General features: G+C 40.9%; 24 protein-coding genes, 3 tRNA genes and 3 rRNA genes. 15 read left to right on the plus strand and 15 right to left on the minus strand.

The features are described from left to right. Position 1 precedes the first annotated feature (1 nt). Together prmC and P9211_RS01745 are read left to right on the plus strand one after the other, a co-directional pair. Positions 2 to 883: a peptide chain release factor N(5)-glutamine methyltransferase gene (prmC, locus tag P9211_RS01740; RefSeq protein WP_012194908.1), complete on the plus strand. Its 882-nt coding sequence runs from the start codon at positions 2 to 4 to the stop codon at positions 881 to 883. 20 nt (positions 884 to 903) lie between these two features. Beyond that, entirely contained in the window at positions 904 to 1,494 is a 591-nt protein-coding gene (locus P9211_RS01745; RefSeq protein WP_012194909.1) for an L-threonylcarbamoyladenylate synthase, read from the plus strand. Between the two features lie 178 nt (positions 1,495 to 1,672). Here P9211_RS01745 and P9211_RS01750 read toward each other — a convergent pair. From P9211_RS01750 to ctpZ, 6 genes are all read right to left on the minus strand, one after another. Then, positions 1,673 to 1,744 (minus strand) — tRNA-Thr (locus tag P9211_RS01750). Positions 1,745 to 1,876: 132 nt separating this feature from the next. Further along, positions 1,877 to 2,188 carry a cell division topological specificity factor MinE gene (gene minE / locus P9211_RS01755; RefSeq protein WP_012194911.1) on the minus strand — a complete coding sequence of 104 codons (312 nt, stop codon included), beginning with the start codon at positions 2,186 to 2,188 and terminating at the stop codon, positions 1,877 to 1,879. A gap of 4 nt (positions 2,189 to 2,192) precedes the next feature. Beyond that, positions 2,193 to 3,008, minus strand: a complete 816-nt coding sequence (gene minD, locus P9211_RS01760; RefSeq protein WP_012194912.1) for a septum site-determining protein MinD — start codon at positions 3,006 to 3,008, stop codon at positions 2,193 to 2,195. Positions 3,009 to 3,148: 140 nt separating this feature from the next. Continuing rightward, complete coding sequence (locus P9211_RS01765; protein WP_012194913.1) at positions 3,149 to 3,790, minus strand: septum site-determining protein MinC; 642 nt, start codon at positions 3,788 to 3,790, stop codon at positions 3,149 to 3,151. Between the two features lie 34 nt (positions 3,791 to 3,824). Further along, positions 3,825 to 5,081, minus strand: coding sequence for an HD domain-containing protein (locus P9211_RS01770; RefSeq protein WP_012194914.1), 1,257 nt, complete (start codon positions 5,079 to 5,081; stop codon positions 3,825 to 3,827). A gap of 10 nt (positions 5,082 to 5,091) precedes the next feature. After that, a complete protein-coding gene (gene ctpZ / locus P9211_RS01775) occupies positions 5,092 to 6,402 on the minus strand; it encodes a carboxyl-terminal processing protease CtpZ (protein ID WP_012194915.1) in 1,311 nt (436 codons plus the stop codon). Between the two features lie 76 nt (positions 6,403 to 6,478). Here ctpZ and petB point away from each other — a divergent pair, with 76 nt between their 5' ends. Both petB and petD read left to right on the plus strand, forming a co-directional pair. Beyond that, positions 6,479 to 7,135 carry a cytochrome b6 gene (gene petB / locus P9211_RS01780; protein ID WP_012194916.1) on the plus strand — a complete coding sequence of 219 codons (657 nt, stop codon included), beginning with the start codon at positions 6,479 to 6,481 and terminating at the stop codon, positions 7,133 to 7,135. 62 nt (positions 7,136 to 7,197) lie between these two features. After that, on the plus strand, positions 7,198 to 7,680 hold the full coding sequence (petD, locus tag P9211_RS01785) for a cytochrome b6-f complex subunit IV (RefSeq protein WP_012194917.1): 483 nt from the start codon (positions 7,198 to 7,200) through the stop codon (positions 7,678 to 7,680). Here the strand turns inward: petD and P9211_RS01790 are convergent. Further along, positions 7,666 to 9,120, minus strand: coding sequence for a glycoside hydrolase 100 family protein (locus P9211_RS01790; protein ID WP_012194918.1), 1,455 nt, complete (start codon positions 9,118 to 9,120; stop codon positions 7,666 to 7,668). The genes petD and P9211_RS01790 overlap by 15 nt on opposite strands. A 663-nt stretch (positions 9,121 to 9,783) precedes the next feature. On the opposite strand from P9211_RS01790, the gene P9211_RS01795 reads away from it, so the two are divergent. From P9211_RS01795 to rrf, 5 genes are all read left to right on the plus strand, one after another. Beyond that, positions 9,784 to 11,268 (plus strand): 16S ribosomal RNA (locus P9211_RS01795). Between the two features lie 178 nt (positions 11,269 to 11,446). Beyond that, positions 11,447 to 11,520, plus strand: a tRNA-Ile gene (locus tag P9211_RS01800). 9 nt (positions 11,521 to 11,529) lie between these two features. Continuing rightward, positions 11,530 to 11,602 (plus strand) — tRNA-Ala (locus P9211_RS01805). A gap of 359 nt (positions 11,603 to 11,961) precedes the next feature. Continuing rightward, a 23S ribosomal RNA gene (locus tag P9211_RS01810) occupies positions 11,962 to 14,837 on the plus strand. A gap of 80 nt (positions 14,838 to 14,917) precedes the next feature. Further along, positions 14,918 to 15,034: ribosomal RNA gene (gene rrf, locus P9211_RS01815) — 5S ribosomal RNA — on the plus strand. The 16S, 23S and 5S rRNA genes sit together here with 2 tRNA genes alongside, the layout of an rRNA operon. 73 nt (positions 15,035 to 15,107) lie before the next feature. Here the strand turns inward: rrf and P9211_RS01820 are convergent. Both P9211_RS01820 and P9211_RS01825 read right to left on the minus strand, forming a co-directional pair. Then, entirely contained in the window at positions 15,108 to 15,968 is an 861-nt protein-coding gene (locus P9211_RS01820) for a DNA-formamidopyrimidine glycosylase (protein ID WP_012194919.1), read from the minus strand. 5 nt (positions 15,969 to 15,973) lie between these two features. Next, positions 15,974 to 16,183: a photosystem I reaction center subunit IV gene (locus P9211_RS01825; protein WP_012194920.1), complete on the minus strand. Its 210-nt coding sequence runs from the start codon at positions 16,181 to 16,183 to the stop codon at positions 15,974 to 15,976. Between the two features lie 91 nt (positions 16,184 to 16,274). Here P9211_RS01825 and P9211_RS01830 point away from each other — a divergent pair, with 91 nt between their 5' ends. Then, complete coding sequence (locus P9211_RS01830) at positions 16,275 to 17,336, plus strand: hypothetical protein (RefSeq protein WP_012194921.1); 1,062 nt, start codon at positions 16,275 to 16,277, stop codon at positions 17,334 to 17,336. Positions 17,337 to 17,375: 39 nt separating this feature from the next. On the opposite strand, the gene P9211_RS01835 is transcribed toward P9211_RS01830, so the two are convergent. Together P9211_RS01835 and P9211_RS01840 are read right to left on the minus strand one after the other, a co-directional pair. Continuing rightward, a complete protein-coding gene (locus P9211_RS01835) occupies positions 17,376 to 18,239 on the minus strand; it encodes a LysM peptidoglycan-binding domain-containing protein (RefSeq protein ID WP_012194922.1) in 864 nt (287 codons plus the stop codon). Between the two features lie 89 nt (positions 18,240 to 18,328). Then, positions 18,329 to 19,678 carry an aldehyde dehydrogenase family protein gene (locus P9211_RS01840; RefSeq protein ID WP_012194923.1) on the minus strand — a complete coding sequence of 450 codons (1,350 nt, stop codon included), beginning with the start codon at positions 19,676 to 19,678 and terminating at the stop codon, positions 18,329 to 18,331. Positions 19,679 to 19,815: 137 nt separating this feature from the next. Here P9211_RS01840 and P9211_RS01845 point away from each other — a divergent pair, with 137 nt between their 5' ends. Beyond that, positions 19,816 to 20,556, plus strand: a complete 741-nt coding sequence (locus P9211_RS01845) for a TVP38/TMEM64 family protein (RefSeq protein ID WP_012194924.1) — start codon at positions 19,816 to 19,818, stop codon at positions 20,554 to 20,556. A gap of 95 nt (positions 20,557 to 20,651) precedes the next feature. On the opposite strand, the gene P9211_RS01850 is transcribed toward P9211_RS01845, so the two are convergent. Further along, positions 20,652 to 21,044, minus strand: a complete 393-nt coding sequence (locus tag P9211_RS01850) for a hypothetical protein (RefSeq protein WP_049750885.1) — start codon at positions 21,042 to 21,044, stop codon at positions 20,652 to 20,654. A gap of 164 nt (positions 21,045 to 21,208) precedes the next feature. Between P9211_RS01850 and P9211_RS01855 the strand changes: the two genes are divergently transcribed. Both P9211_RS01855 and P9211_RS01860 read left to right on the plus strand, forming a co-directional pair. Further along, positions 21,209 to 21,439: a hypothetical protein gene (locus P9211_RS01855; RefSeq protein ID WP_086934902.1), complete on the plus strand. Its 231-nt coding sequence runs from the start codon at positions 21,209 to 21,211 to the stop codon at positions 21,437 to 21,439. A gap of 18 nt (positions 21,440 to 21,457) precedes the next feature. Continuing rightward, positions 21,458 to 21,889 carry a hypothetical protein gene (locus P9211_RS01860; RefSeq protein ID WP_012194927.1) on the plus strand — a complete coding sequence of 144 codons (432 nt, stop codon included), beginning with the start codon at positions 21,458 to 21,460 and terminating at the stop codon, positions 21,887 to 21,889. 193 nt (positions 21,890 to 22,082) lie between these two features. On the opposite strand, the gene P9211_RS01865 is transcribed toward P9211_RS01860, so the two are convergent. Beyond that, positions 22,083 to 22,712 carry a HupE/UreJ family protein gene (locus tag P9211_RS01865; RefSeq protein ID WP_012194928.1) on the minus strand — a complete coding sequence of 210 codons (630 nt, stop codon included), beginning with the start codon at positions 22,710 to 22,712 and terminating at the stop codon, positions 22,083 to 22,085. A 265-nt stretch (positions 22,713 to 22,977) separates the two neighbouring features. On the opposite strand from P9211_RS01865, the gene P9211_RS01870 reads away from it, so the two are divergent. Continuing rightward, positions 22,978 to 23,352, plus strand: a complete 375-nt coding sequence (locus P9211_RS01870; RefSeq protein WP_012194929.1) for a DUF7326 family protein — start codon at positions 22,978 to 22,980, stop codon at positions 23,350 to 23,352. A 558-nt stretch (positions 23,353 to 23,910) separates the two neighbouring features. Here P9211_RS01870 and psbF read toward each other — a convergent pair. Together psbF and P9211_RS01885 are read right to left on the minus strand one after the other, a co-directional pair. Further along, positions 23,911 to 24,213, minus strand: coding sequence for a cytochrome b559 subunit beta, long form (gene psbF, locus P9211_RS09210; RefSeq protein WP_012194930.1), 303 nt, complete (start codon positions 24,211 to 24,213; stop codon positions 23,911 to 23,913). A 113-nt stretch (positions 24,214 to 24,326) separates the two neighbouring features. Then, positions 24,327 to 24,926 (minus strand): hypothetical protein, encoded by a 600-nt coding sequence (locus tag P9211_RS01885; protein WP_012194931.1) that lies wholly within the window; start codon positions 24,924 to 24,926, stop codon positions 24,327 to 24,329. 159 nt (positions 24,927 to 25,085) lie between these two features. Between P9211_RS01885 and P9211_RS09535 the strand changes: the two genes are divergently transcribed. Further along, positions 25,086 to 25,241, plus strand: coding sequence for a hypothetical protein (locus P9211_RS09535; RefSeq protein WP_159088364.1), 156 nt, complete (start codon positions 25,086 to 25,088; stop codon positions 25,239 to 25,241). Positions 25,242 to 25,261: the final 20 nt, after the last annotated feature.

The following is a 25,261-nucleotide window of genomic DNA, read 5'->3' on the forward strand; positions in this document are numbered from 1 at the left end:
AATGAATATGAAGTCAAAAGAAAAAAAATCAGCAAGGGATATCTTGAACTGGAGAATGGCTCAACTTGCCCTTGGAGGGAGAGTTGTAGATATTGATTGGTTGCTAGATGTGGGGGGAGGCCTGGGATGGGAGTCTCTTCAAAGATTAAAAATTTTTCAAAATAATCACTATGAACTCCAAAAATCTTTAGATGAGCTTTCATTTATATGGCATAGACATATAAATGAGAATGAGCCACTTCAATATCTTGTAGGGAAATGCCCTTGGAGAGATTTTCAGTTAGAAATCAATTCTTCCGTATTTATTCCGCGACAGGAGACAGAGATCCTTGTTGAATTAGCCTTAAAGAAATGCAATGGAATAAGTGTTGGCCGATGGGCTGACTTAGGAACTGGTTCAGGCGTATTGGCCGTAGCTTTGGCTAGATCTTTACCTGGTTGGATTGGAGATGCAGTGGATTGTAGTAAGGATGCATTGTCTTTGGCAAAAAAAAATTTAGCTAATTTAGCCAATAATTCACATGTCCATTTTCACTTGGGGCATTGGTGGCAGCCTCTAAAATCTTGGTGGGGAACATATGATTTGGTATTAGCGAACCCTCCATATATTCCAAGCGCAGTGTTAAGTGAATTACATCCAATTGTGAGAGATAATGAGCCACATTTGGCACTTTCTGGAGGCCTGGATGGAATGAATTGTTGTCGTGAGATTATTCGAGGAGCAAAGAAAGGACTTGGAACAGGAGGGTGGTTAATTTTCGAACATCATTATGACCAAAGTGAACGGCTGTTGAATGAGTTGATTGCTAATGGTTTTAAGGAAGTTAATTTTGAGAATGATCTTGAAGGGGTTAGACGTTTTGCTATAGGACGTAAGTCTTGAGGTGTCAGATTATTTTTTAAATGCAATTATCTTTATTTGACTCTTGTAATTTGGTGAAAAAGTTGAATGAGGGATCCCCTGTTGTATTCCCTACTGACACTTTGCCTGCATTAGCTGCTTTGCCTAAGCACTCTTCTCAGTTGTGGGAAATCAAAAATCGTTCAAGAATGAAGCCGCTTATTCTTATGGGAGAGTCCCCAAAACAACTTTTTAAGTTTGTTTATCCTAATGTTTTAGAAGATGCTATTTATATGGCTAATAGGTATTGGCCAGGGCCTTTGACAATGGTTTTGCCTTCATCTAGCAACCTTGTAGGCTTACTTAATCCAGGCGGCAGTTCAATTGGACTAAGAATTCCTGAATGTGATTTAGCGAAAAAGTTCCTTGCTAAGAGTGGACCCTTGGCGACAACTAGTGCGAACTTATCGGGACAAAAGCCTTCCATCGATCCTGAGGAAATCACTAAATGCTTCCCTGGATTCCCTTTGCTGGGACCAATCCCATGGCCGAAATCTTCAGGACTTGCTAGCACTGTGATTGCCTGGCAAGGACCTGGAAACTGGCATTTAATAAGAAGAGGTGCTGTTATACCTGAAAACCTTGAAAAATAATGATTTGGCTTTTGGGGATTGTTTTGGTTATCCAAGCAAGTTTTTATTGGCTTCTTAAACCAGTAATAGTTTTGAGTACGCCGCTTTTTGAGTTAAGGAGCTTTGGATTGTTGGGAGTCCTTTTTATTGTTTGGCTTTTGTCTGGAAGCCAACAAAGTAAAAACTTTTGATTCGTGTATGCCGGCTAACAGATTTGAACTGATGGCCTTCGCTTTACAAAAGCGCTGCTCTACCGCTGAGCTAAGCCGGCAAGTTTAACTAGTTTAACTTTTAACCTTGAGAAACCAGCTATTGAGATTAGTAAAAATAGACTTAGTTTCTTTTTCTCTAAAGATTGTCGATAGCGATAATCTTTTAATGGATATCAATTTCATTGGATTCGTTATTTTGAGGCAGATGATTCTGTTGATTGCTCCTTTAACTTTATATCTCCTGAAAGGGTTCTCTTAATAGGTAGATTCGCAACCAGGGCTGTCATCCTATCTTCTGTTTCAAGACTTACTGCGCCTTCTTCAACGTCAATCTCTACATACTTGGCTACCACGCTCAGGATCTCCTCCCTCATTTGGTCTAAAAGATCAGGGCTTAAATCAGTTCTATCATGTGCAAGCACTAGCTGAAGACGTTCTCTCGCCCTTGCTGCACTTGCTTGCTGACGGCCAAGCAATTTGTTGATGAGATCTCTTAATGTCATTGATTCAGAAAATTTTTGTTTGCATCAGTCTGCGAAACTTGTCCCTTAGGGTTGAACCTTCTTTTGAAGGATCAATCAATGGGATTTCTTCTCCCTTAAGTCGACTAGCAATATTTGAATAGCATCTTGCTGCTGGTGAATTGCTGCCAATAAGTGTAAGAGGTTCTCCTCTATTAGTACTTACGATGACTTGCTCATCTTCAAGTACAAGTCCTAGTAATGGAAGTGCAAGGATATCGGTCACGTCATCAATCGATAGCATCTCTTGGCTTTCCATCATTTTGGGCCGTACTCTGTTTAAGACGAGTTGAACAGGTTTTACACCATGACTATTAAGTAGGCCAATTACTCGATCAGCATCTCTTACAGCAGAAACTTCGGGATTGGTAACAATAATTGCTTCTTTTGATGCAGCAACTGCATTTTTGAATCCATCCTCTACTCCAGCAGGACAATCGATTAAGACATATTCAAATTGGTCATTAAGCATTTCTACTATTCGCTTCATATCATCAGGCTTAAGCCAATCAAGCATCCGAGGATTCCCTGCAGGCAGTAATGAGAGGTTCGGTTGTTGTTTGTGCTTAACGAGTGCTTGATCTAGTCTGCAATTCTCTTCAAGCACTTCTTGGGCGGTATAAACGATTCTATTTTCTAGACCTAGTAATAGATCAAGATTTCGAAGCCCAAAATCTGCATCTAATACTGCAGTGGGGGATCCTTTGCTCGCTAGGGAAATGCCAAGGTTGGCTGTAAGAGTTGTCTTGCCAACACCTCCCTTCCCAGAGCAAATAAGGATCACTCTTGCCTCTGACGTCACGGACCTTTGCAAAGTTGAATAATTTTAATTCGATTCTGCGCAATAACAATCTGAACCATTAAAACTGTGAATTACTTTTTAGAAGAAATTATTCCTTTTTAGTAACCATCAACTTTGATGGAGTAAGCCTTTAGAAGATTTTATGTGCTTTTTGCTGGTTTAATAACAATTATTCCGTTTTCGATTACTGCTTCTTCTGCTAGTCCTTCTTCAGGTCTCTCCTTGGGACCTCTTGCAATTTTATTGGAGATTCTCAATTGAACAGGTCTCAGCTGCAGAGCAGTTATTTTTGAGTGATCATTCCCAAATCTTCCGGCGTGCGCTATCCCAAGGAGTCTTCCCCAAATCATTACATCTCCACCAGCAGAAACAATTGCACCTGGGTTTACATCACCGTGAATCAATAAGTCGCTATTCGCCTCTAGAATTTCACCTGAACGAAGAGTTCCTTGATGGAAAAAGATGTTTTCCTCTTTTTCTGTATTTAGAAGGAATGACTGGTCTTTTGCTGTTTGTTGCATTTCATATTTCATATTCAGTACACTTATGAAGCCCAATGCAGCTGCACTGACAATTGTTTCTGGGACATAAGATTTAATAGTGGTCAGTATCAAACCTTTTCTCATACATTGCTTATTGATATAGGTTATATCTTTGGAGTTAAGGAAATTATCACCACAGTCGATCTCTAGAAAACCTCTCTCGAGTGTTTTTAATTCTCTAAAAAGAATGCTTTGCCAATCCTCATCTTTTTTACTCGTTAGGAATATATGTTGATGCATAAATAACTTCAGATCTGACCTTTTATAAAATGAATTAGTAAGTATCTCTTATTTTAGTAAGTTCTTGCTTGAGTTCATTATGAATTTCTTTTGGGTGGATTAGCCAAGCTGTCTCTGATGGACTGATTAGATTTTCTACTAGGGATGATTCTCGTTCAAGCGCTTTAAGGTTCTTTCCATCCCATAATCTTAGACCACTCTTATAGGGATGATAACCAAAAATTTTATTATGACGGAGTCCACAATAGATAGCAGGGTCTTTACTGGCTTTCTCAGAAAGTTTTCTTGCTATAGCAAGGGCTTCTAATTGAGACTCTTTCTTTAGATCTTCTATATCTATTGCCTTTAAAAGGTTTCTATTTAGAAAATTCCTGCAAAGTATATTTAGAGGTTCTTGAGAATTTTCGCTCCAACGTAAAAGATGATATGAAGTTCGATTATCATCGTTCCCTAGAAAATCATAAAGATCTATTTCTGAATTTCTCCAAAGCCATTTCCCCATAATGTTATCAGCCCAAACTCTCTTAGGCCCTAACTCCTTTGCTATTCGAATAATTTGCTCTAATAACCAATTGCAAACTTCATTTAAACGATGATTATAGATACTTCTATACATTAAATTGCGGACAATTAAATAATGCTCTACGGCTAACAACCCTTTTGGATTTATCGCAAGATCCCCATCTGGAGACAAAGTAAGAGCTGACAAAATTCTTTCTAAATCTAGTTGACCATATGCTGCGCCACTACTGTAGCTATCGCGCATTAAGTAATCGAGTCTATCGCAGTCTAGTTGACTGCTAACCAAAGTCTTTATGACTTTACAGGGTGTTTCGCTTCCATCGATTAGGCTTGCAACTTGTTCCCCTAGCCCAGACTTGAATTCATTTAATGCATTGCTAATTTGTGGATGTTCACGTATTAATTTTGAAGTCCAATTCTCATGCTTCATTCCAAACATTTCTTCACTAGTATGACTTAAGGGGCCATGTCCAATATCATGCAATAGAGCAGAACCATATAACAAACCTCTAAAATCTATAAGGCTTGGGTTTAATTCAATTAGTTTTTTTAGTGCTCTACGAGCTATATGAAATACACCTAAAGAATGAGTAAATCGGCTTGACTCTGCCCCATGAAAAGTTAAGTAGGCAGGACCAAGTTGTTTAATTCTTCTGAGCCTTTGGAAGGGTGCAGAATCAATTAATTTAATTACCATTCCTTCCTCGGGAACTTTGCTATCTAGTCTTATCCCCTTGTGAAGGGGATCATAAAAAGTTCTATTTGGCATTGAGTAGTTCTTAGGTGTTTGTTTCTATCATCTTTTCTTCAGGATTTATATCATTTGTTTGGATTGGTTCTTCTTCTTCTTCTTCACGGTCTAGCAATGCCTCCATAAATAGCTCTGCATCTTGCAACCATCTATCTTCATTACTGCCAGGATTTAGAGGTTCAGGCGCTTCTAAATATCGATCTGGTTCTATGCCAAGGTTTTGTATATCTCTGCCTGCTGGGGTTAAATAGCTTGCTACTGTGACAGCTAATCCGCTCCCATCGCTTAAGTTTGTAAGAGTTTGGATTAGACCTTTCCCAAAGGTTTTGCCGCCGACCAATTCTGAGCGTGAATTATCTTGAAGGGCTCCTGCAAGAATCTCACTTGCACTAGCGGTCCCTGCATTTACAAGAGTTACCATTGGACCATCGTAAAAGGTTCCCTCATTGGAAGGGATTGGTTCACTAATTTCATTTCTATTTTTAGTTTCAACAACTGGTTGATTGCTTAAGAAAGCATCGGCGACTGCAAGACCTGAACTTACAAGACCACCAGAGTTATTCCTTAAATCTAAAATTAAACCTTCTACACCTTTCTCTTTTAGTTCTGCTAAGGCTTCGCGGACTTGATCTGGCACTCCTTCACTAAATTGAGTAATTCTTAAGTATCCAAGTGTATGAAGTTCATTGCGTATTCTCTTGCTTCTTACTGGTCTTAAATCAACACTGCGACGTTCAAGGTTGATTTCTTTCTGTTCTCCATCAGGAGTTTCTAATTCAATAATCACTTTGCTTCCACTCTCTCCTCTTAGCTTCGCTGCTGTAGCTTCTAATCCAAGGCTTTGAGGTGATTCGTTATCGACTTTTATAAGAATTGATCCACTGAGAATTTCGGCATCAGCTGCAGGGGAATCTTCAAGCGGGCAAATTACAACAATCTTCCCATCGATATTTCTTGCGCCTAACTGAAGACCTACACCATTTATCTCACTCCCAAGATTACTTTCCTTCATTGCTGCGTAATCTTTTGGCCTTAAGAGTCTTGTATATGGATCTCCGAGTGGGGCAAGCATGCCTTCAATAGCATTATAAGCTTCAGTTGATGTCGTAATTTCTTCTTCCAGTGCCTTTTTCCTAAGGCGTTTCCATTGAACCTCGTTGAATTTTTCTTGATTTAAAAACCCTTCGTTAACGATATTCCAGGCCTCTAGTACTAGTTGTTGACCGTCGCTCAATGCGTAGAGAGGCCTTGCAGTGACTAGAAAAATCATGCAAAAGCTTAGAAAAGCGCAAAGAATTTTGTGGAGAAATTTTGACAAGGTTTTAACAGTTGAAGGCATTGGATTGATCAATTGCACGAACCAAGGGGGAGATTAAGTAGAATCTTTTTATTAATTATCAAAGCTCACTCCCTAAATGGCGAACTCCTCACCCGTCTACGACTGGTTCCAGGAACGGCTTGAAATTCAGGACATAGCAGACGATGTCACTTCAAAATACGTACCTCCACACGTAAACATCTTTTATTGTCTTGGTGGCATCACACTTGTCTGCTTTCTGATTCAATTTGCAACTGGGTTTGCAATGACCTTTTATTACAAACCAACCGTTACTGAAGCATATAGCTCAGTGAGCTATCTGATGACGGACGTTAGCTTTGGATGGCTAATTAGGTCAGTTCATCGATGGAGTGCATCGATGATGGTCTTAATGCTCATTTTGCACGTTTTTAGGGTTTATTTGACCGGAGGTTTCAAGAGGCCTAGAGAGCTAACTTGGGTTACAGGTGTAGTCATGGCTGTCATTACTGTGGCGTTTGGCGTAACCGGTTATTCACTCCCTTGGGATCAAGTAGGTTATTGGGCGGTTAAAATTGTGTCAGGTGTCCCTGCGGCGATTCCAGTAGTCGGAGATTTTATGGTTGAACTGCTTAGAGGAGGAGAAAGTGTAGGTCAAACAACCCTTACACGTTTTTATAGTCTTCATACCTTTGTTTTGCCATGGACCTTAGCTGTGTTTATGCTCATGCACTTCCTCATGATTAGGAAGCAGGGTATTTCAGGACCTTTATAAGCTTTAGATAGTAGGCTTTAACTCTCAGAAATCGTCTTTAACATTCTTTTCAATTACTCGTCATGTCAACCCTTAAAAAGCCTGATCTGTCTGATCCCAAGCTTAGGTCAAAGCTTGCTAAAGGGATGGGGCATAACTATTACGGAGAGCCTGCTTGGCCAAATGATCTTTTATATATATTCCCTGTAGTAATTCTTGGAACAATTGCTTGTGTTGTAGGACTAGCAGTACTAGACCCAGCTATGCTTGGTGATAAAGCAAATCCCTTTGCAACTCCTTTAGAAATCCTTCCAGAGTGGTATTTATACCCTGTCTTCCAAATACTTAGAGTGGTTCCAAATAAGCTTCTAGGTATTGCTTTGCAGACTCTTATTCCTTTAGGACTTATTCTTATACCTTTTATAGAAAATGTAAATAAATTTGCAAATCCTTTTAGGCGCCCCGTTGCTATGGGCTTCTTTTTGTTTGGAACTTTGCTTACTATTTATTTGGGTATAGGTGCATGTTTTCCTATTGATAAGTCTTTAACGCTAGGTCTTTTCTAAGTCTAGATCGAGCATTGATATATCATCAGGACATACTTTGAGAAAGTGATGTAAAAGAAGAAAGCCAACAATTGTCCAAGTTTGGTATGTCCTTGATTGTTGACCTACCCAGGTTCCTGTAGGACCATCAAAATACTCGGCCCATTTTTGTTTTGGAAGTTGATTTAATTGACTCCAGTAACATTCTTCCAACAGAGTGCGCATTTGGCCCATCAACAGAACATCTGCTTTGGGATATCTTTTCTCGTGCATAAGTATTGATGCTCCAAAGAACCAAAGAATGCTGGGCCAATGCCCTCCATTGTGATAGCTCCATGGCCAATTCTTAGGATCAGATCCAGTTTTGTTTTGCCATTCTTCTACTTCCATTGGGGGATGGCATATTCGCATAGGCATTTGTGCCATTAGATGTTGTCGGTTGTGAAGAACCAATCTGAAGAGTGCTCTCTGTTGTGGAGCAGTTAATACTCCGAACATGCATGCAAGCGAATTTCCAAGACTATAAAAACGAAAATCAGGTCGTCCAGTTCGAATATTCCCAATCAGATATCCACCACGATTCTCTAGCCAATCTTGCAGCCAAGAGGGGACAACTTGAGGTTGAACATTAAATTCATTTTGATGCTGGTCTTCTCCATATTGTTCTGTAGGCCTTCTCCTTAGTACTTGCATTGTTTTACTGGTGACCCAATAGTGCTTAAGAAGAAATTGCCTCAGATCATGTACCCATTGCCTTGTAAGAAGAAGCCTTTGGTCTAGCAGGCGGCTTACTTGGTGCTTGCTGCTTAGATCCATAAGTTCTATACAACTGCTTAAGCATGCATATAAGAGAACTTCAACTTCTAAGGGAGCACCCCATACATCCATGGGACGGTCAATCATGAATGAACAGTCAGGTACAAAAAGGACAGGAGTTCCTTCAAAAGTGGGATGTAAAACTAGGTCTAAAAGCAGTTGCACTCCACGCTGCACTTGCTGACTGACTCCAAAATTGGTATCTTTGCTTTTCCTGACATATAACCAGCACAAGATTGGCCACCATAAACTCGCATCTGCAGATGTAATTCTTCCTATCGATCTTTGCCCATAGTCTGCAATAAGTTCTCCGTTCTCTTCAACAAAGCTAGTAGGGAAAATACCTCTTGTTTGATAAGTAGTACTCTGAAGATCAAGGCATACAGTTAAGAATTTTTTGACTATGTCATATCTATTTTGCGTCAATAGATAAATCATTACGGGCACGTTGTCCCTAAGGAAGATCTCTCCATAATTCAATGCATCATTGTTTGCTGGATGCTCAAGAGCTGCAACACTGCCTGAAATGCTCCCAGAAATTTCAACTAGTGATCTCTCGAAATGCTCTTGAGCTCTTTTGATAACCGCATCCTCATTAGAGTTGGGTCTCAACCTTTTGTGCTGTTGACTAAAACGACCTGCCATTTAGTAATTCTTGATGCAATTTCTAAAAGCTATTTTTGAGAAGCTGTTCTTCTTAGAATTAGCACGAAACTATACTTGAGACTATTTAGTTGCTTTTAAATAGGTTTGTGGTTTACACTTGGGGACTGGATGTGAATCAGGTTAATTCCTGAATCACAGCTCGCTTACTAAATAAGGCTAATGCTTTGTTATGTCAGTGTGCGCTTATAACTTAGAAGGCTAACCCCTTCCTGTTGTAGGTTTCTAGAGCGGCTAAACAGCCGTTAATCCTGAGATTCTTTAGGGAGTCGATGGAATGAACCTGGACAACTTAAAAGTTTAGGAACTGACGCTTTTGTCGCGTCCAAAGGATTTTTATCCTGCGGATGTTAATGCGACAAAGGTGTGAGGTCCCGTCAAAAGAAATTAGTTGCATAAATCTGATAATGCTTTGGGCTTTGGGTTTCACGACCATGTCTCTTAGATAAAATTTATATAGATTTTGCAACGACCGGATCTGAGATCCTGGAAAGTCACGAGGAAATATTCCTTAAGTGCACTCTTTGAACCCTTAATATATAAGGTGGCATCAACTTCTATTTAAGTACGCCAGTGCTTTTTGGTAGGTGAAGCAAATCAGACTGAGTTGGTAGCTTTTTAGCTGTCTGCAAAAGGGCCTGATCTACAACGGAGAGTTTGATCCTGGCTCAGGATGAACGCTGGCGGCGTGCTTAACACATGCAAGTCGAACGAACCTTCGGGTTAGTGGCGGACGGGTGAGTAACGCGTGGGAATCTGCCCTCAGGAGGGGGATAACGGTTGGAAACGGCCGCTAATACCCCATATGCCGAAAGGTGAAATGAATTTCGCCTGAGGATGAGCCCGCGTCTGATTAGCTAGTTGGTGTGGTAATGGCTCACCAAGGCTTCGATCAGTAGCTGGTCTGAGAGGATGATCAGCCACACTGGGACTGAGACACGGCCCAGACTCCTACGGGAGGCAGCAGTGGGGAATTTTCCGCAATGGGCGAAAGCCTGACGGAGCAACGCCGCGTGAGGGATGAAGGCCTCTGGGCTGTAAACCTCTTTTCTCAAGGAAGAAGATATGACGGTACTTGAGGAATAAGCCACGGCTAATTCCGTGCCAGCAGCCGCGGTAATACGGGAGTGGCAAGCGTTATCCGGAATTATTGGGCGTAAAGCGTCCGCAGGCGGCCCTTCAAGTCTGCTGTTAAAACGTGGAGCTTAACTCCATCATGGCAGTGGAAACTGTTGGGCTTGAGTGTGGTAGGGGCAGAGGGAATTCCCGGTGTAGCGGTGAAATGCGTAGATATCGGGAAGAACACCAGTGGCGAAGGCGCTCTGCTGGGCCATAACTGACGCTCATGGACGAAAGCCAGGGGAGCGAAAGGGATTAGATACCCCTGTAGTCCTGGCCGTAAACGATGAACACTAGGTGTCGGGGGAATCGACCCCTTCGGTGTCGTAGCTAACGCGTTAAGTGTTCCGCCTGGGGAGTACGCACGCAAGTGTGAAACTCAAAGGAATTGACGGGGGCCCGCACAAGCGGTGGAGTATGTGGTTTAATTCGATGCAACGCGAAGAACCTTACCAGGGTTTGACATCCTGCGAACCTTTAAGAAATTAGAGGGTGCCTTCGGGAACGCAGTGACAGGTGGTGCATGGCTGTCGTCAGCTCGTGTCGTGAGATGTTGGGTTAAGTCCCGCAACGAGCGCAACCCACGTTTTTAGTTGCCAGCATTTAGTTGGGCACTCTAGAAAGACCGCCGGTGATAAACCGGAGGAAGGTGTGGATGACGTCAAGTCATCATGCCCCTTACATCCTGGGCTACACACGTACTACAATGCTACGGACAAAGGGCAGCAAGCTCGCGAGAGCAAGCAAATCCCATAAACCGTGGCTCAGTTCAGATCGTAGGCTGCAACTCGCCTACGTGAAGTAGGAATCGCTAGTAATCGCAGGTCAGCATACTGCGGTGAATACGTTCCCGGGCCTTGTACACACCGCCCGTCACACCATGGAAGTTGGCCACGCCCGAAGTCGTTACTCCAACCCTTGTGGAGGAGGACGCCGAAGGTGGGGCTAATGACTGGGGTGAAGTCGTAACAAGGTAGCCGTACCGGAAGGTGCGGCTGGATCACCTCCTAACAGGGAGACAAAACTGATTATGATGTTTGGATAAAAAGTTCAGGCCATAATCCTGTCACCTTAGGTCGATCGGTACCTCAGGTTGAGAACTATACAAATCATGAGAAATCATTGATTCTTTAGTTTTTAATTTCAGTTCCTAAGCTTGTCTAGGTCACACCCAACAAAACTTTCTTCTGGGCTATTAGCTCAGGTGGTTAGAGCGCACCCCTGATAAGGGTGAGGTCCCTGGTTCAAGTCCAGGATGGCCCATTCGTTGTTGGGGGTATAGCTCAGTTGGTAGAGCGCCTGCTTTGCAAGCAGGATGTCAGCGGTTCGAGTCCGCTTACCTCCACTGATCCACTGCCTGATAACTCAATTTATGGAGATTGATATTTGTTAAATGTGATTTAGACGTTGTTCAACTGATTGAACCTAGCTTCCTATTACCCTTTTTTATAAAGGCTGGTAAGACGCTGGGCTCACTGTCCTTCTAAAGGACAGTTAAGTTCAGTAGAACCTTGACAACTGCATATGTGAGTCTGGAAAGAATTAAAGCATCTAAATAGATCCATAAATTCTATTGATTCTATTAATTGAATTTATGTTCAATTCTAATAATTAAGAGCCGAGAAATTTATTTGTTTATTACTTCTATAGATGGAAAATATTCATTTATAAAAGTCTAATAACCATCAAATAAATTAACTAAATGGTCAAGCTACAAAGGGCTCACGGTGGATACCTTGGCACACAGAGGCGATGAAGGACGTGGTTACCTGCGATAAGTCTCGGGGAGCTGGAAACACGCTTTGATCCGGGAATTTCCGAATGGGGCAACCCTTAGAACGACCAGCTGAATTCATAGGCTGGAACGAGCCAACCCAGCGAACTGAAACATCTTAGTAGCTGGAGGAAAGGAAAGTAAAAACGACTCCCTAAGTAGCGGCGAGCGAACGGGGACAAGCCCAAACCGATGATTCCGATCGTCGGGGTTGTGGGACAGCAATGTGGACCAACAAACCTAGAAGAAGCGTTTGAATGGCGCGCCATAGAGGGTGAAAGCCCCGTAATCGAAAGGAGAGTTGGCCTAGCTGTATCCCGAGTAGCACGGAGCACGTGGAATTCCGTGTGAATCTACGAGGACCACCTCGTAAGGCTAAGTACTCCTGTGTGACCGATAGCGAAACAGTACCGCGAGGGAAAGGTGAAAAGAACCCCGGGAGGGGAGTGAAATAGAACATGAAACCGTGAGCTTACAAGCAATGGGAGCCCGACTTATCGGGTGACCGTGTGCCTGTTGAAGAATGAGCCGGCGACTTATAGGCACTGGCGGGTTAAACCGGTAATGGTGGAGCCATAGCGAAAGCGAGTCTTAATAGGGCGTTTGTCAGTGTTTATAGACCCGAACCCTGGTGATCTAACCATGGCCAGGATGAAGCTTGGGTGATACCAAGTGGAGGTCCGAACCGACTGAAGTTGAAAATTCAGCGGATGAGCTGTGGTTAGGGGTGAAATGCCAATCGAACCAGGAGCTAGCTGGTTCTCCCCGAAATACGTTGAGGCGTAGCGTCTAGTGCTCCAGCAGGGGGGTAAAGCCACCATTTCGGTGCGGGCTGCGAGAGCGGTACCAAATCGAGATGAACTCTGAATACCCTGTGTGTAACTAGGCAGTCAGACTGTGGGGGATAAGCTCCACACTCGAAAGGGAAACAGCCCAGACCGCCAGCTAAGGTCCCCAAATCAACGCTAAGTGATAAAGGAGGTGGGATTGCTTAGACAACCAGGAGGTTTGCTTAGAAGCAGCCATCCTCAAAGGAGTGCGTAATAGCTCACTGGTCGAGCGATCCTGCGCCGAAAATGAACGGGGCTAAGCGTTGTACCGAAGCTGCGGATTTAACTTGTTAAATGGTAGGGGAGCGTTCTATGTGGGGTGAAGCGTTAGCGTAAGCGGGCGTGGACTGCATTGAAGTGAGAATGTCGGCTTGAGTAGCGAAAACATGGGTGAGAATCCCATGCCCCGAAACCCTAAGGGTTCCTCCGGCAGGCTCGTCCGCGGAGGGTTAGTCTGGACCTAAGGCGAGGCCGAAAGGCGTAGTCGATGGATAACAGGTCAACATTCCTGTACCAGTTATGTTTTGGGAAGGGGGACGGAGAAGGCTAGCCAATCCAGATGTTGGTTACTGGTTCAAGCGTTCGAGGCTTTGAAGAACGGTGAAAACGTTCTGAGCTAAGGCGTGAGTACGAGCTGCTACGGCAGCGAAGTTGGTGATGTCATGCTTCCAAGAAAAGCCCTATACCCGTTAAGGCATAACTGCCTGTACCCGAAACCGACACAGGTGGGGTGGTAGAGAATACTGAGGGGCGCGAGATAACTCTCTCTAAGGAACTCGGCAAAATGGCCCCGTAACTTCGGGAGAAGGGGTGCCAGCGAGAGCTGGTCGCAGTGAAGAGGCCCAAGCGACTGTTTACCAAAAACACAGGTCTCCGCTAAGTCGCAAGACGATGTATGGGGGCTGACGCCTGCCCAGTGCCGGAAGGTTAAGGAAGCCGGTCAGCGTAAGCGAAGCTGGCGACTGAAGCCCCGGTGAACGGCGGCCGTAACTATAACGGTCCTAAGGTAGCGAAATTCCTTGTCGGGTAAGTTCCGACCCGCACGAAAGGCGTAACGATTTGGGCGCTGTCTCGGAGAGAGGCTCGGCGAAATAGAATTGTCTGTGAAGATGCGGACTACGTACACCCGGACAGAAAGACCCTATGAAGCTTTACTGCAGGTTGATATTGTGCTCGGGCTCTGAATGCGCAGGATAGGTGGGAGACTATGAAGTAGTGCTTGTGGGTATTACTGAGTCAATGGTGAGATACCACTCTTTCAGAGCTAGGGTTCTAACGCTTACCCGTTATCCGGGAAGCGGACAGTATCTGCTGGGCAGTTTGACTGGGGCGGTCGCCTCCTAAAAGGTAACGGAGGCGCACAAAGGTTCCCTCAGGCTGGTTGGAAATCAGTCGTTGAGTGCAAAAGCAGAAGGGAGCTTGACTGTGAGACCTACAAGTCGAACAGGGACGAAAGTCGGTTTTAGTGATCCGACGGTTCTGAGTGGAAGGGCCGTCGCTCAACGGATAAAAGTTACTCTAGGGATAACAGGCTGATCTCCCCCAAGAGTTCACATCGACGGGGAGGTTTGGCACCTCGATGTCGGCTCATCGCAACCTGGGGCTGAAGTCGGTCCCAAGGGTTGGGCTGTTCGCCCATTAAAGCGGTACGCGAGCTGGGTTCAGAACGTCGTGAGACAGTTCGGTCCATATCCGGTGTACGCGCAGGAATATTGAGAGGATTTCTCCCTAGTACGAGAGGACCGGGAGGAACGCACCTCTGGTGTGCCAGTTATCGTGCCAACGGTAAACGCTGGGTAGCCATGTGCGGAGTGGATAACCGCTGAAAGCATCTAAGTGGGAAGCCCACCTCAAGATGAGTATTCCCATGGCATAAGCCAGTAAGGTCACGGGAAGAACACCCGTTGATAGGCTCTACGTGGAAGCCTGGTAACAGGTGCAGCGGAGGAGTACTAATAGACCGAGGGCTTGACCTCACTTCAGCTCTTAATTTATTAAAAGCTTTACTTATTCCAGACAATATGCAGTTCTCAAGGTTCAACCTTGAAAATGTTTTCCTGGTGTTCATGGCGATGTGGAACCACTCCGATCCATCTCGAACTCGGTTGTGAAACGCATCAGCGGCGACGATATTTGGGGGGTAGCCCCCTGAGAAAATAGCTCAATGCCAGGTAAAACATTTTTCCAAATATTTTTGAAAAAGTTAAATAAGATTTTCCTCCTAAATTCATTATTTGAATAACTAGCTAGTTTTGACAGTTCGGACACCAATGAGTGCTTCTGCCAGCTACCTTAGTTTTTTCGATTAATGTTCCACATTTTCTGCAAGGCTTTTGATTACGTCGATAGACCCAGGCATAACCACCATAAGTACCATTAAGCCCTTCTAGGTCTCTAAAGTCTGAGAAAGTTGTTCCACCTTTCCCAATGCTAGCTTTTAGAATTCTAGTAAGGCTTTTGCAAAGCTTTTTCAGCTCACAACCATTGAGGTCACCAGATGCTTTTATAGGGGTTATTCCTGCTTCGAAAAGGCTTTCATCTGCATATATGTTTCCTACTCCTGCAAGTATAGATTGATCTAATAGGGATGATTTAATAGACCTCTTCCTTCCTTTTAAGCAATATTTTAGATACTCGGGGTTGAAATCTTTGCTGAATGGCTCTGGTCCTAAATTTTTTAATCCGTTGATAACTTCGCTTGGAAGCTTGTTAGGAGGTATCCACCACATTTGCCCAAAATTTCGAATATCTATAAAGCGGATTTCGGAACCTTTTTTATTCCAAAAACGAACTCTTGTATGAGTGCAAGGAGCCTTGGTATTTTGATGCCATTCGAAATATCCTGTCATTCTTAAATGGACTACTAGTGTGCCTGAAGGGATCTCTTCAATGAGATCACTTTCTTTGCATAGAGAAGCTATTAAGTACTTTCCTCTTCTGCTCCATCTGCCAAAAACTAGATCTTTTAAATTAAATATAAACACATTGCTACCACCATTACTGGCAATAGATCTCTCTGATAAAACTTCAACATTATCTATATAAAAATTCTTCAGCCGCTTCTCTAAGCCTTTGCGGACTGTCTCTACTTCAGGGAGCTCAGGCAATAACTTTAAACAGCCTCAAGCTCATTTTCGGCGAAGTTATTAGTGTTGTTACCACCATCTACTCCGCTATAGGCTGCGTAATTAACTTTTTCAAAACGAACTACAACAGGATATTTGATCCCTGAAGTGTCTACTGAAGCCACTTTGCCGACTTCGTTATACCAATAGGATTCAGGGCGTTTAACCCTTACTTTGTCACCTCTGGAAATAGCCATCTCTACTTGTAAATCACTTCATTAATACATTATCAAGCCGGAAGTAAAATTTTGCTGGAGCGTCACAGAATGTCGCCCCAGGAGCTTGAGAGTGTGTCAGCATTATTTTGAATTCTATTTTTTAGTGAAACTAGATACTTCAATTCTTCAATTGGATTTGCCGGATCCTGAAAGCGACGATCTTAGTAGTATTGAGTTTCTCGATCGTTTAGAAAAAGCATGGTCTATATGTGAACGTTTTGATTTGCAAACAGAGATATGGAGAGGAAGAATTTTAAGAGTTGTTAGAGACAGGGAAAAAAAAGGAGGTGAAGGGAGAGGTGCAGGCTTTTTGCAATGGTTGCGAGAGATGGAGATAAGCAAAACAAGGGCATACGCACTTATTCAACTTGCAGAATCTGCAGATGATCTTGTAGGAGCAGGAATGCTTGAAGATGAAAGTGTTAATAATTTTTCTAGAAGAGCTTTTATTGAAACTGCTCAGTCAGCTCCAGAAGTAAAGCAAATGATTGCTGAATCTGCCAATGAAGGTAATGCTATTACGCGAAGGCAGGTTAGAAGACTTTCGGATGAGTTCACATCAGCTACAAGCCCGCTTCTTCCTGACGTTATACGAGAAAAGACGCAGGCAAATTTACTGCCCCCTAGAGTTGTTGCCCCATTGGTAAAGGAACTTTCTCAATTGCCTGAAATACAACAGGAAGATCTTCGCAAGGTTTTACAGGAAGACTCTGATTTGGAATCTATTAAGGGTGTTACTACTGTTGCGAGGTATATGAGAAAGGCTATTGATGCATCTTTTGCCTTAAGAGCTTTTCAACGGGAAGACCTAGATCTTGAAAAAGCTACTCAGGAAGCTCAAAGACTCCAGTTGTTAGGCACATTAACTGATGCTTTTGTGCAGGCTAAAACTATTGAGGCATCTGTACTAAGGATGCATACAGCGTGGAGAAAGCTGGGAGAATTGTATGAAAAATTGTGGATAGATAGTGGCAGCAGTACACCTCATCTGAGGGCAGCTTTAGATACTTTACAAACACTTAGTGGAGCTCGAATAAAGGTTTCTTTAGGTGAGTTGTCGGGAGGTAAAAAAGTTAGATTGCAAATAGTCGAAGAATCTCCAGATCATATAGAACCTCCAATAATTAGCTAGACTAAATAGTGTTTCTTTAAATCCTTAATTTCAGTTTGGCTACCTACAAAGATCATCTAATAAGTTAAATTCAAACCCTTTACTAGGAGCTATCCAATCTTTCCACTTATTGCCTTTCCCAGTAGAGTTTAGCTTATGTGATGGACAATTAACGGCAATAAATAAAGGATTACCTTGCATGTTTAATGCAGGGGCAACATAGCTTCCATCCATTTGTTTCCAACTAGACCATTTTACTTTGAGATGGCCATAATCACGCCACTTAACCTCATTAAAACTCTTTGCTTCTGTAGAGTTTTTTCTGAAGAATGAATTACTAGAACTAGCACGGTCTTTTTTGCTAACGAGATAAAGCTTAGAACCAGGTTGAATAACATTTGGGTTGTAGATATTATTATTGCTAATCAAGTCTTTAATCGGAATATTGTAAGCCTTGGATATCATCCCCAAGCTTTCTCCCTTTGAAATAACATGGTAAGCCTTATAACTTTTCTTCTTATTGGAATTAGAGGTTCTTTGGCCCAATGCGCCCTGAGGCATTATCAGCTTTTGTCCTATATATAGGTAATTAGGATTATTAATGCGATTTAATCTTATAATATCTTCTCCTTTCACGTTGTAGTTTGATGCTATCTCTTCAATACTTTCTCCACTTTTAACAATATGAGAAATATCACTTGCAATTAGAGAACTTTTTGCATTCTCTGGGAGTTTTATTCTTTGACCAACTTGTAAAGCATCTGCATCATAAATTTGATTGAGATCCATTATTGATCTAATTGAGACTTCATATAGGCTTGCAATCTTTGATAAAGTGTCTCCTGGATTGACGGTAACTGATTGTGCAAAGGAAGGTATCGGTGTTAAATAGAAAAGTGTTAACAGAGCAATTAATTTTTGCATACTCTTAGGGTATTTATATGAAAGATAATGCTCTTTTGAAGATTGGCAAACGTAGTATATGCATCTTTAAAATCTATCCATTAACTTAGTCACCTGAAGAGCTTTTTAAACAAGGAAATATCAATCTTGTATGGAGGGTATCGGAATTGAATGTCTAGCCAAAATGGTCGTTCAAGGATTGATTTTTGATGAGAAAAATTATCGAATCCTGCTTTTCCATGATATCTACCCATTCCGCTATTCCCTACGCCACCAAATGGGAGTTCAGGGATCGCAGCCTGCATCACTACATCGTTAAAACAAACTCCTCCAGAGCTAGATTTATCCAATAGTGTTTTTTGCTGTTCACCTGAACCGCCAAACATATAAATAGCAAGCGGCTTGGGTTGCTTCCTTATTTCAGAAATTGCAAAATCTAGATTTGGAATACTTAAAATAGGTAGTATTGGTCCAAATAATTCCTCTTCGATTAAAGGATCATTAATTGAATCTAGCTCAATTAATGTTGGGCTAATTCTCTTGTTCTTATTGTCAACATCTCCACCAAACAGTATTTGGTTCTTAGTTTTTATTTGATTTAATAGATCAATTAGTCTATTGAATTGATTGCTATTTATTATTTTACCTAAATCAGGAGAGTCCAATGGATTTTCCCCGTAAAATTCAATAATAGATTTGCACATACATTCAACTAAATCATCTTTTATACCCTCTTCGACCAGAAGATGATTAGGAGCCAGGCAAGTTTGACCAGAATTAATGGATTTTCCCCATACAAGTCTTTTCGCTGTTGTCTTCAGATCTGAGCCTTTGAGAACTATTGCAGGATTCTTCCCGCCAAGTTCAAGTGTTACTGGTGTCAAATGTTTTGCCGCAGCTTCCATAATCTTTGCGCCAGTTTTGCTTCCCCCTGTAAAAAAAATATGATCAAATTTATTATTCATCAATTGTTTGGAAAATTCTGAATCTCCTTCTAATACTCTCACTATATCTTTTGGAAAATGCTTGCTAATCAGTCTTGCTATTAAATTAGAAGTCGAGGGAGCAAACTCTGAAGGCTTAAGAACAGCTGTGTTGCCTGCAGCCAATGCTGATATTAATGGTTGAAGAGTAAGCATAAAAGGATAGTTCCATGCACCAATAATCAATACGCAACCCAGTGGCTCATTTTGAAGTTTTGCTTTCCCGGGCTTCAGAAATAGCGGCACATTTACTAATTTTGGACGCATCCAGTCAGTTAGGTTTTTCTGGGCAACTTTTAATTCTTGCTTTAACGATATAATTTCAAAGAGACCTTCCGTAGGTGGCTTGCCAAGGTCAGTAGCTAATGATGAGAGGATTTCACTTTCATGCTCTTCAGTAATTGCTGTTAATCTTTTGAGCTGAATTCTTCGCCAGTTCTCTGATCTTGTCAGGCCAGAGATAACTGGCTCAAGCATTTCATTGACATCGAGGCTTTTATTAGACAATGGTTTTCCGATTTGTTTTAAAGAGTCTAGTAAAAGCTATTCGATTCATTGCATTATTTAAATCCTTTAACAAAAATGATCAAGATTAATCTCGTTATTAAGTTCTAATGAAAGAGATGCTTAGGAATAAATCTATTTATCAATACCTATTGCTAATATCTGTAGTATTATTATTGATTTATAGCCATTATCTTTTTGATGAAGGGTTCATTAATAATTTTATTCAAGACAGTCACGTCAAGTTTGCTAATGCTGGAATTCTTACTGCATTATTAATATTCTTTTTGAGGTTTATCAGTATTGTAATTCCAATATTGCCTGGGACATACTGTTCTATTCTGGCAGGGTATTTTTATGGAATTGAGACAGGCTTATCGCTTATATTTGCAGCTGATTTTATTTCATGTGCGACTTCTTTCTTGATCTCGAGAAAGCTAGGCAGGGGTGTCGTAAGAACAATTTTGGGATCGAATCAAATGAAAAGAGTGGAGTCAATAAGTCAGAAATATTTAGAGAAGAACTTCTTTTTAATGACTGGTTTATTGATGACGCAATTCTTTGACTTTGTTTGTTATGCGATAGGTCTAACAAAGGTAAAATGGAGTAAATTCTTCCCAGCCCTAATTATAAGTATAATTATATCAGATGCTCCTTTTGTTTCAGGTGGGTCTGCGCTTAAGAATATAGGGATTGTAAGTCTAAGTGAATTATTAAATGGTGATGTTCAGGTACTTAAAGGGCCGGAATTGACAATCTTTATAGGTTCCGTTGCCGCTATATTTTCTCTTGGTGTTTTGAGTAATTTTCTCAATAAAGATGCTAATTTCCATCAAAAGGATGAACCTTAAAAGGTTGGCAAATGGTTTTGCATACTTTTTTACAGAATAACCTTTTATTTAATTATAAGTTTAAATTTCAGAGTCCATAAGATTTTCTGTCTTACTTAATCAAAGCCTGTAAATAACTCTTTATGAACGGCAAGATAATCATATAGAGCTGTCCTCGATTCTGGTGATAATGGCGTACCATCAATATTCCTGGTTGCACTACATATAAGGTCCCCATCCCATTTTACATTGTGTTCACTAATGGATTGCGACCATTGCCGAACTGCTTTAAAATGGTCTGGCATGTACTCTCCAATCTTTCTGCATACCTCACAAATAATTGATAATGCAGGTGGTTTTGAGCTCATTCTGAGATCTTTTACAATCATTGGTTGTGAGAAAACACCTGTATATCTTATGTAATCAATTAATTCGTACTCTTTATCTGATAGACCTGCCAGTTCCATTGCCTTAATAAACTCTTTTAAAGGAGTGATAGGCCTAAGAATAGTTTTCAATGTAAGAGATTAATTTTTAATGAATTACTTTGATATTATCAGGGACTGCAGTTATATACTTAGAAAACTATTTTAAATAGCTGACAAGCAAGATTGATTAGTTATTGTGAATGAGACGATCTTTTACTTTGCATAAGCTCAATCTGCTTTTGACAATGATTCTTGTTCCAGCTTCATCGGTGTTATTTAGCTGTGCAAGAGAACCACATAAAGGTGCTACGCCTGCTCTCTTTAATACTAAAGCCGAAGCTGAAAAAGCTGCTAAGGCTTTCAATTGCAGTGGAGCCCATAAAATGGGTGAGAAGTGGATGCCTTGCAAGAGTCATAAAACCCATCAAGGGGATACGAAGCATAGTGGTAATGGGATTAATCATCACAACCATTAGACCATTGGTACATTATTCATGACTAATCCAATCCAGCCTGAATTAGATAGTCCTACCCATTGCGGCAGCAAACCCAAAAAAATTGCAATTGGTATAGCTCCATTAGGTTTTGTTTCCATTGGGATTGTGCCGATGGGAATTGTAACTATAGGAATAGTTCCAATGGGGGTTGTATCTCTTGGAGTAGTAGCGATGGGAGTCATTAACGCTTCAATAGTAGGAATGGGAGTTCTCTCTGCTGGTATAACAACTATGGGCCTCAAGGTATGGAGCCCAGAAGGACAATTTGTTCGTCAAAATCTTGAGAGTTCAGAGTCTGCTTTAAACAATATTTATGCCTACCCAACAAAATCAAAGGCTGAAGAAGAGGCTAAAAAAATGGGTTGTTTAGGCGTTCACAAGATGGGTAGTCTATGGATGCCATGCTCAACTCATGGAAATATTAAATGACTTTTTATGATGGATATTTTGATGAATAGCTTTCAATTCTTTATCTAAATATTGTCAAAGCTTTTAAACGCTGATCGAAGTGAAGGTATTTACTATCTAGTTGCTTTTGCTCCCCTCTAATTAGGACTTTCTTTACTTTTTATTCGCTAAAATATTTATTTAGATTGATAAATGATGTTACTTTGAAAACTCTTTAATATACTAGAGCTACGCAAGAGAAAGCAACTCCTATCCCAATTAATATTCCAGCATTTAATATTTTCCCATTTTCTCCGATCAAACTAATGACTCTTTGAGATACTCCTGTAACTATTAGCAGTAGAGCGCCTTGGGCGATAAGCAGTCCTAAAAAATAGCTGATTAAAGGCGTAGGTTCGGCTCCAATGATTGTGCTCCCAAGTAAGTAGCCGTGCAAGGAGAACATAGGCAGGAGCCATTGTGAACTGAGATATTTGAGAATAATTAAGCCTTCTATAGCTAAGGATAATGAGACAAGTGCTTCAGCCCAAGGTTCTAGTAAATCAGGTAAAGGGAGCACTTGTGAGAATGCGCTTCCACCTAGACCAACAGCAATTAGGTTTAAACACCATTTCTTAGGTTTTCGTAAGCCAACAAAGGCAATTGCCAACATAAAAATTAAGTGATCAGGTCCAAGTAATGGATGTCCAATTCCACTTAACAATCCTTGCAATGTTGATAATTGAGAGGTGCCTCCCATTTCAAAAGGGTGATGAGCAAAAGCTGATTTGTTGTGACCAAGCAAGAGTAATAAAAGGAATATTCCTGATGATGCCAAAGTTTTTCGTATCAGGTGTAGCCGCATGAATTGATCCTCTTTGTATTGTAATTAGGCCGATTGCAGACCAAGATTGATAATCTCGATACTTCTCAGTTTACTGATAGCAGCAGATTCTATCCGGACTTCCTTTTGCATTAATGCATGATCTGCATTGGGGCCTCATTTCTTTTTCAATATAATTACTTTTGGCCGAATAAAACAAGAATGTTTTATAGCGGACTTTTTTTTACCTTTCTTATTCCAAACCGGCTGGTGAATATCTTAATCTCAGGGAACAACATACTGATGAATGCGTAGCGGCAGCATGAAGGACGAAGCAATCTCTTTTAAGGATCTAAGCAAAGCGCAATTGGATGCTCTTAAGGATCTCTATATTGATAGTCGTGTGGACTCAATGCCTGAGATTGAGCTCAGAAAGTTTGTAAAAGAAGTGCTTGATCTTCAAGTGAGAGGTACTGTTGGGAATGAGGAAGAAAGAGAAGTTTGGAAAGAAATGAAAGATCACTTTGAGGAAAACTTTGAGGAAAAAATCAAAGCAGTCATCAAAGATAAGGGATCAGAAGAAGTAGTCCTGCCTCCGGAGGAAGAAGAATTCAAAAAGAGACTTGAAGTATTGGAGCAACGAAAGAAAGAAGACAGTGAGAAGAATGTTGATATGTGGTAAGACCTTCCTACTGTGTGAATACATTTGAAAAATTAATCACCCTCTATACCCCAGTGGGAATCAGTAGTAGAGCGTTATAGAACTGATTATTTTTATGAGAGTTATGAGTATGAGTATTCGAAAGGGAATAAAAGTTATGAGTGGAGCGATCAATGTTTTCATAATCAGGAAGAATTATTAGAGTTCTTGGGATATGAAATGATAGAAGATTTAAATGCTGATGCTGTCTATGCCAGAAGAATAAAGAGCTTTACTGATGAGGATAAAAAAAGTTTATTGACTTAAGTAAGAATGGATATCAAATCAAAGTGATTGGGATTTGATTTTGTATAAAGCCAATGTTCACTTTTCATTAGCCAGTTGAAAGCCCTATGAAAATAGTCTCAATAAAAGATTTTTAAAAATATATTGAATTATAGTTTAAGAATAACCTTTACTTTTATAGATATATCTTTAATAAATATCCAGTTGTTGAAAAGGATAGCCATGTAAAGGCGGTGATTGATAGTACAAAGAATACTATTTGATCTATAGCTTGCATCTTATTCATAACTCTATTTACCCTACAAAGAGTCCCCTTCTAATGAATTGCATTGCAAATATTGCTCCTAAAAAGAAAACAGTAGGAATCCCTAATGCATTTACAGCAAGAGTTCTTACAGTGAAGACTGGATACCCTCCACTAGGTCGATTGTTAGGGATGACACCGCTATCCTCCCAGTCTTGAATATTCTCAACATTTGGGAACCCAGGGAGAGTTTTGTTATCCCATTTCAATACTCCCCAAACAGAAAGCCATATTATGGTTGAAATTATTGAGATTAATATTGGCGAGATTACTAATAGAATTTTAAAAAGCATCTGTAATTAATTAACTCATATTCAATATCTAGCATCAAGCCTTAATGCCTAATGCAAAGAAGTTATCAATTTAATGTTCTATTTCCTACCAATAATTGTGTCCATGATTATTTTCATCCAAAGGGGCTTGTACCTTTCAAAGGTCCAACAAAGAGTATTTCCATGACAACACCAGTTATTGCAAAAGGTAAGACCCATATAGACAAGAAAAGTGGTCCAAAGAATCTTATGGGACTAGACCCTTTGAAGACTTTCTGACTAGCTGTAAAGATTGTCTCAGCTTTAGTAATTGTATATTCTGTTTCTTGATAGGGCCTTACAGGGTTTGTAGAATTTACTATTTCTCTAAGTTTATTAATAGCAATAATAGGGAATGACCAAATTGCCATAAAGCGAGGCCCTAGCCAATTTCTAGGATGAGGGAATGCAGCACTTTCTAAAGGCCTCTCGCTAGGGAATGCTGATTCTATGGATTTAACAACATCTTCAAAGTGAATAGAGCTTTGAGCTTCAATCTTTCCTTTGGCCAACATCTTATCTGATTGAACTGACACCTCTTCTTGTAAGTGAAGCACTTCATTATCTATAGAAGTCTCTTCAGAAGCCAAAGATATCGAGCTAAATGCGGCTTCTACAGATGACGGATCTTCCATTTCAGGTTGAATATTTTGAACAATATCTTTCCTCAGATTTGATTCTTCCTTGCTGTCCATTTTTTTTGACCGGCATATTTTTCTAATCTATACCCTTTACTCATTACTAAGATATAAATAATTCTTTTCAGCGTATCAATCTGACCATATACAGGTAACGTTTTGCCAGCCTATACGTAAACCTTCTTTTATATTGAATCCAAATCTAAGGTGAATTCAATGCTAGTAAGTATTCTTGGGCTTATGCCATCTGAACTTGGTGTAAGTGGCTCAACTATTGACATAGTACTGACCTTTGCAACTGGCACTGTCATAGTATTGCCTCTGCTATTTGTTGTTCGTTCTAAAAAAGATTTTAGAAAGATAACTCTTTAATACTGAGCTTCTAAAAGGAG

It is taken from the genome of Prochlorococcus marinus str. MIT 9211, from assembly GCF_000018585.1.
In the GTDB taxonomy this organism is placed as follows: Bacteria; Cyanobacteriota; Cyanobacteriia; order PCC-6307; family Cyanobiaceae; genus Prochlorococcus_D; species Prochlorococcus_D marinus_B.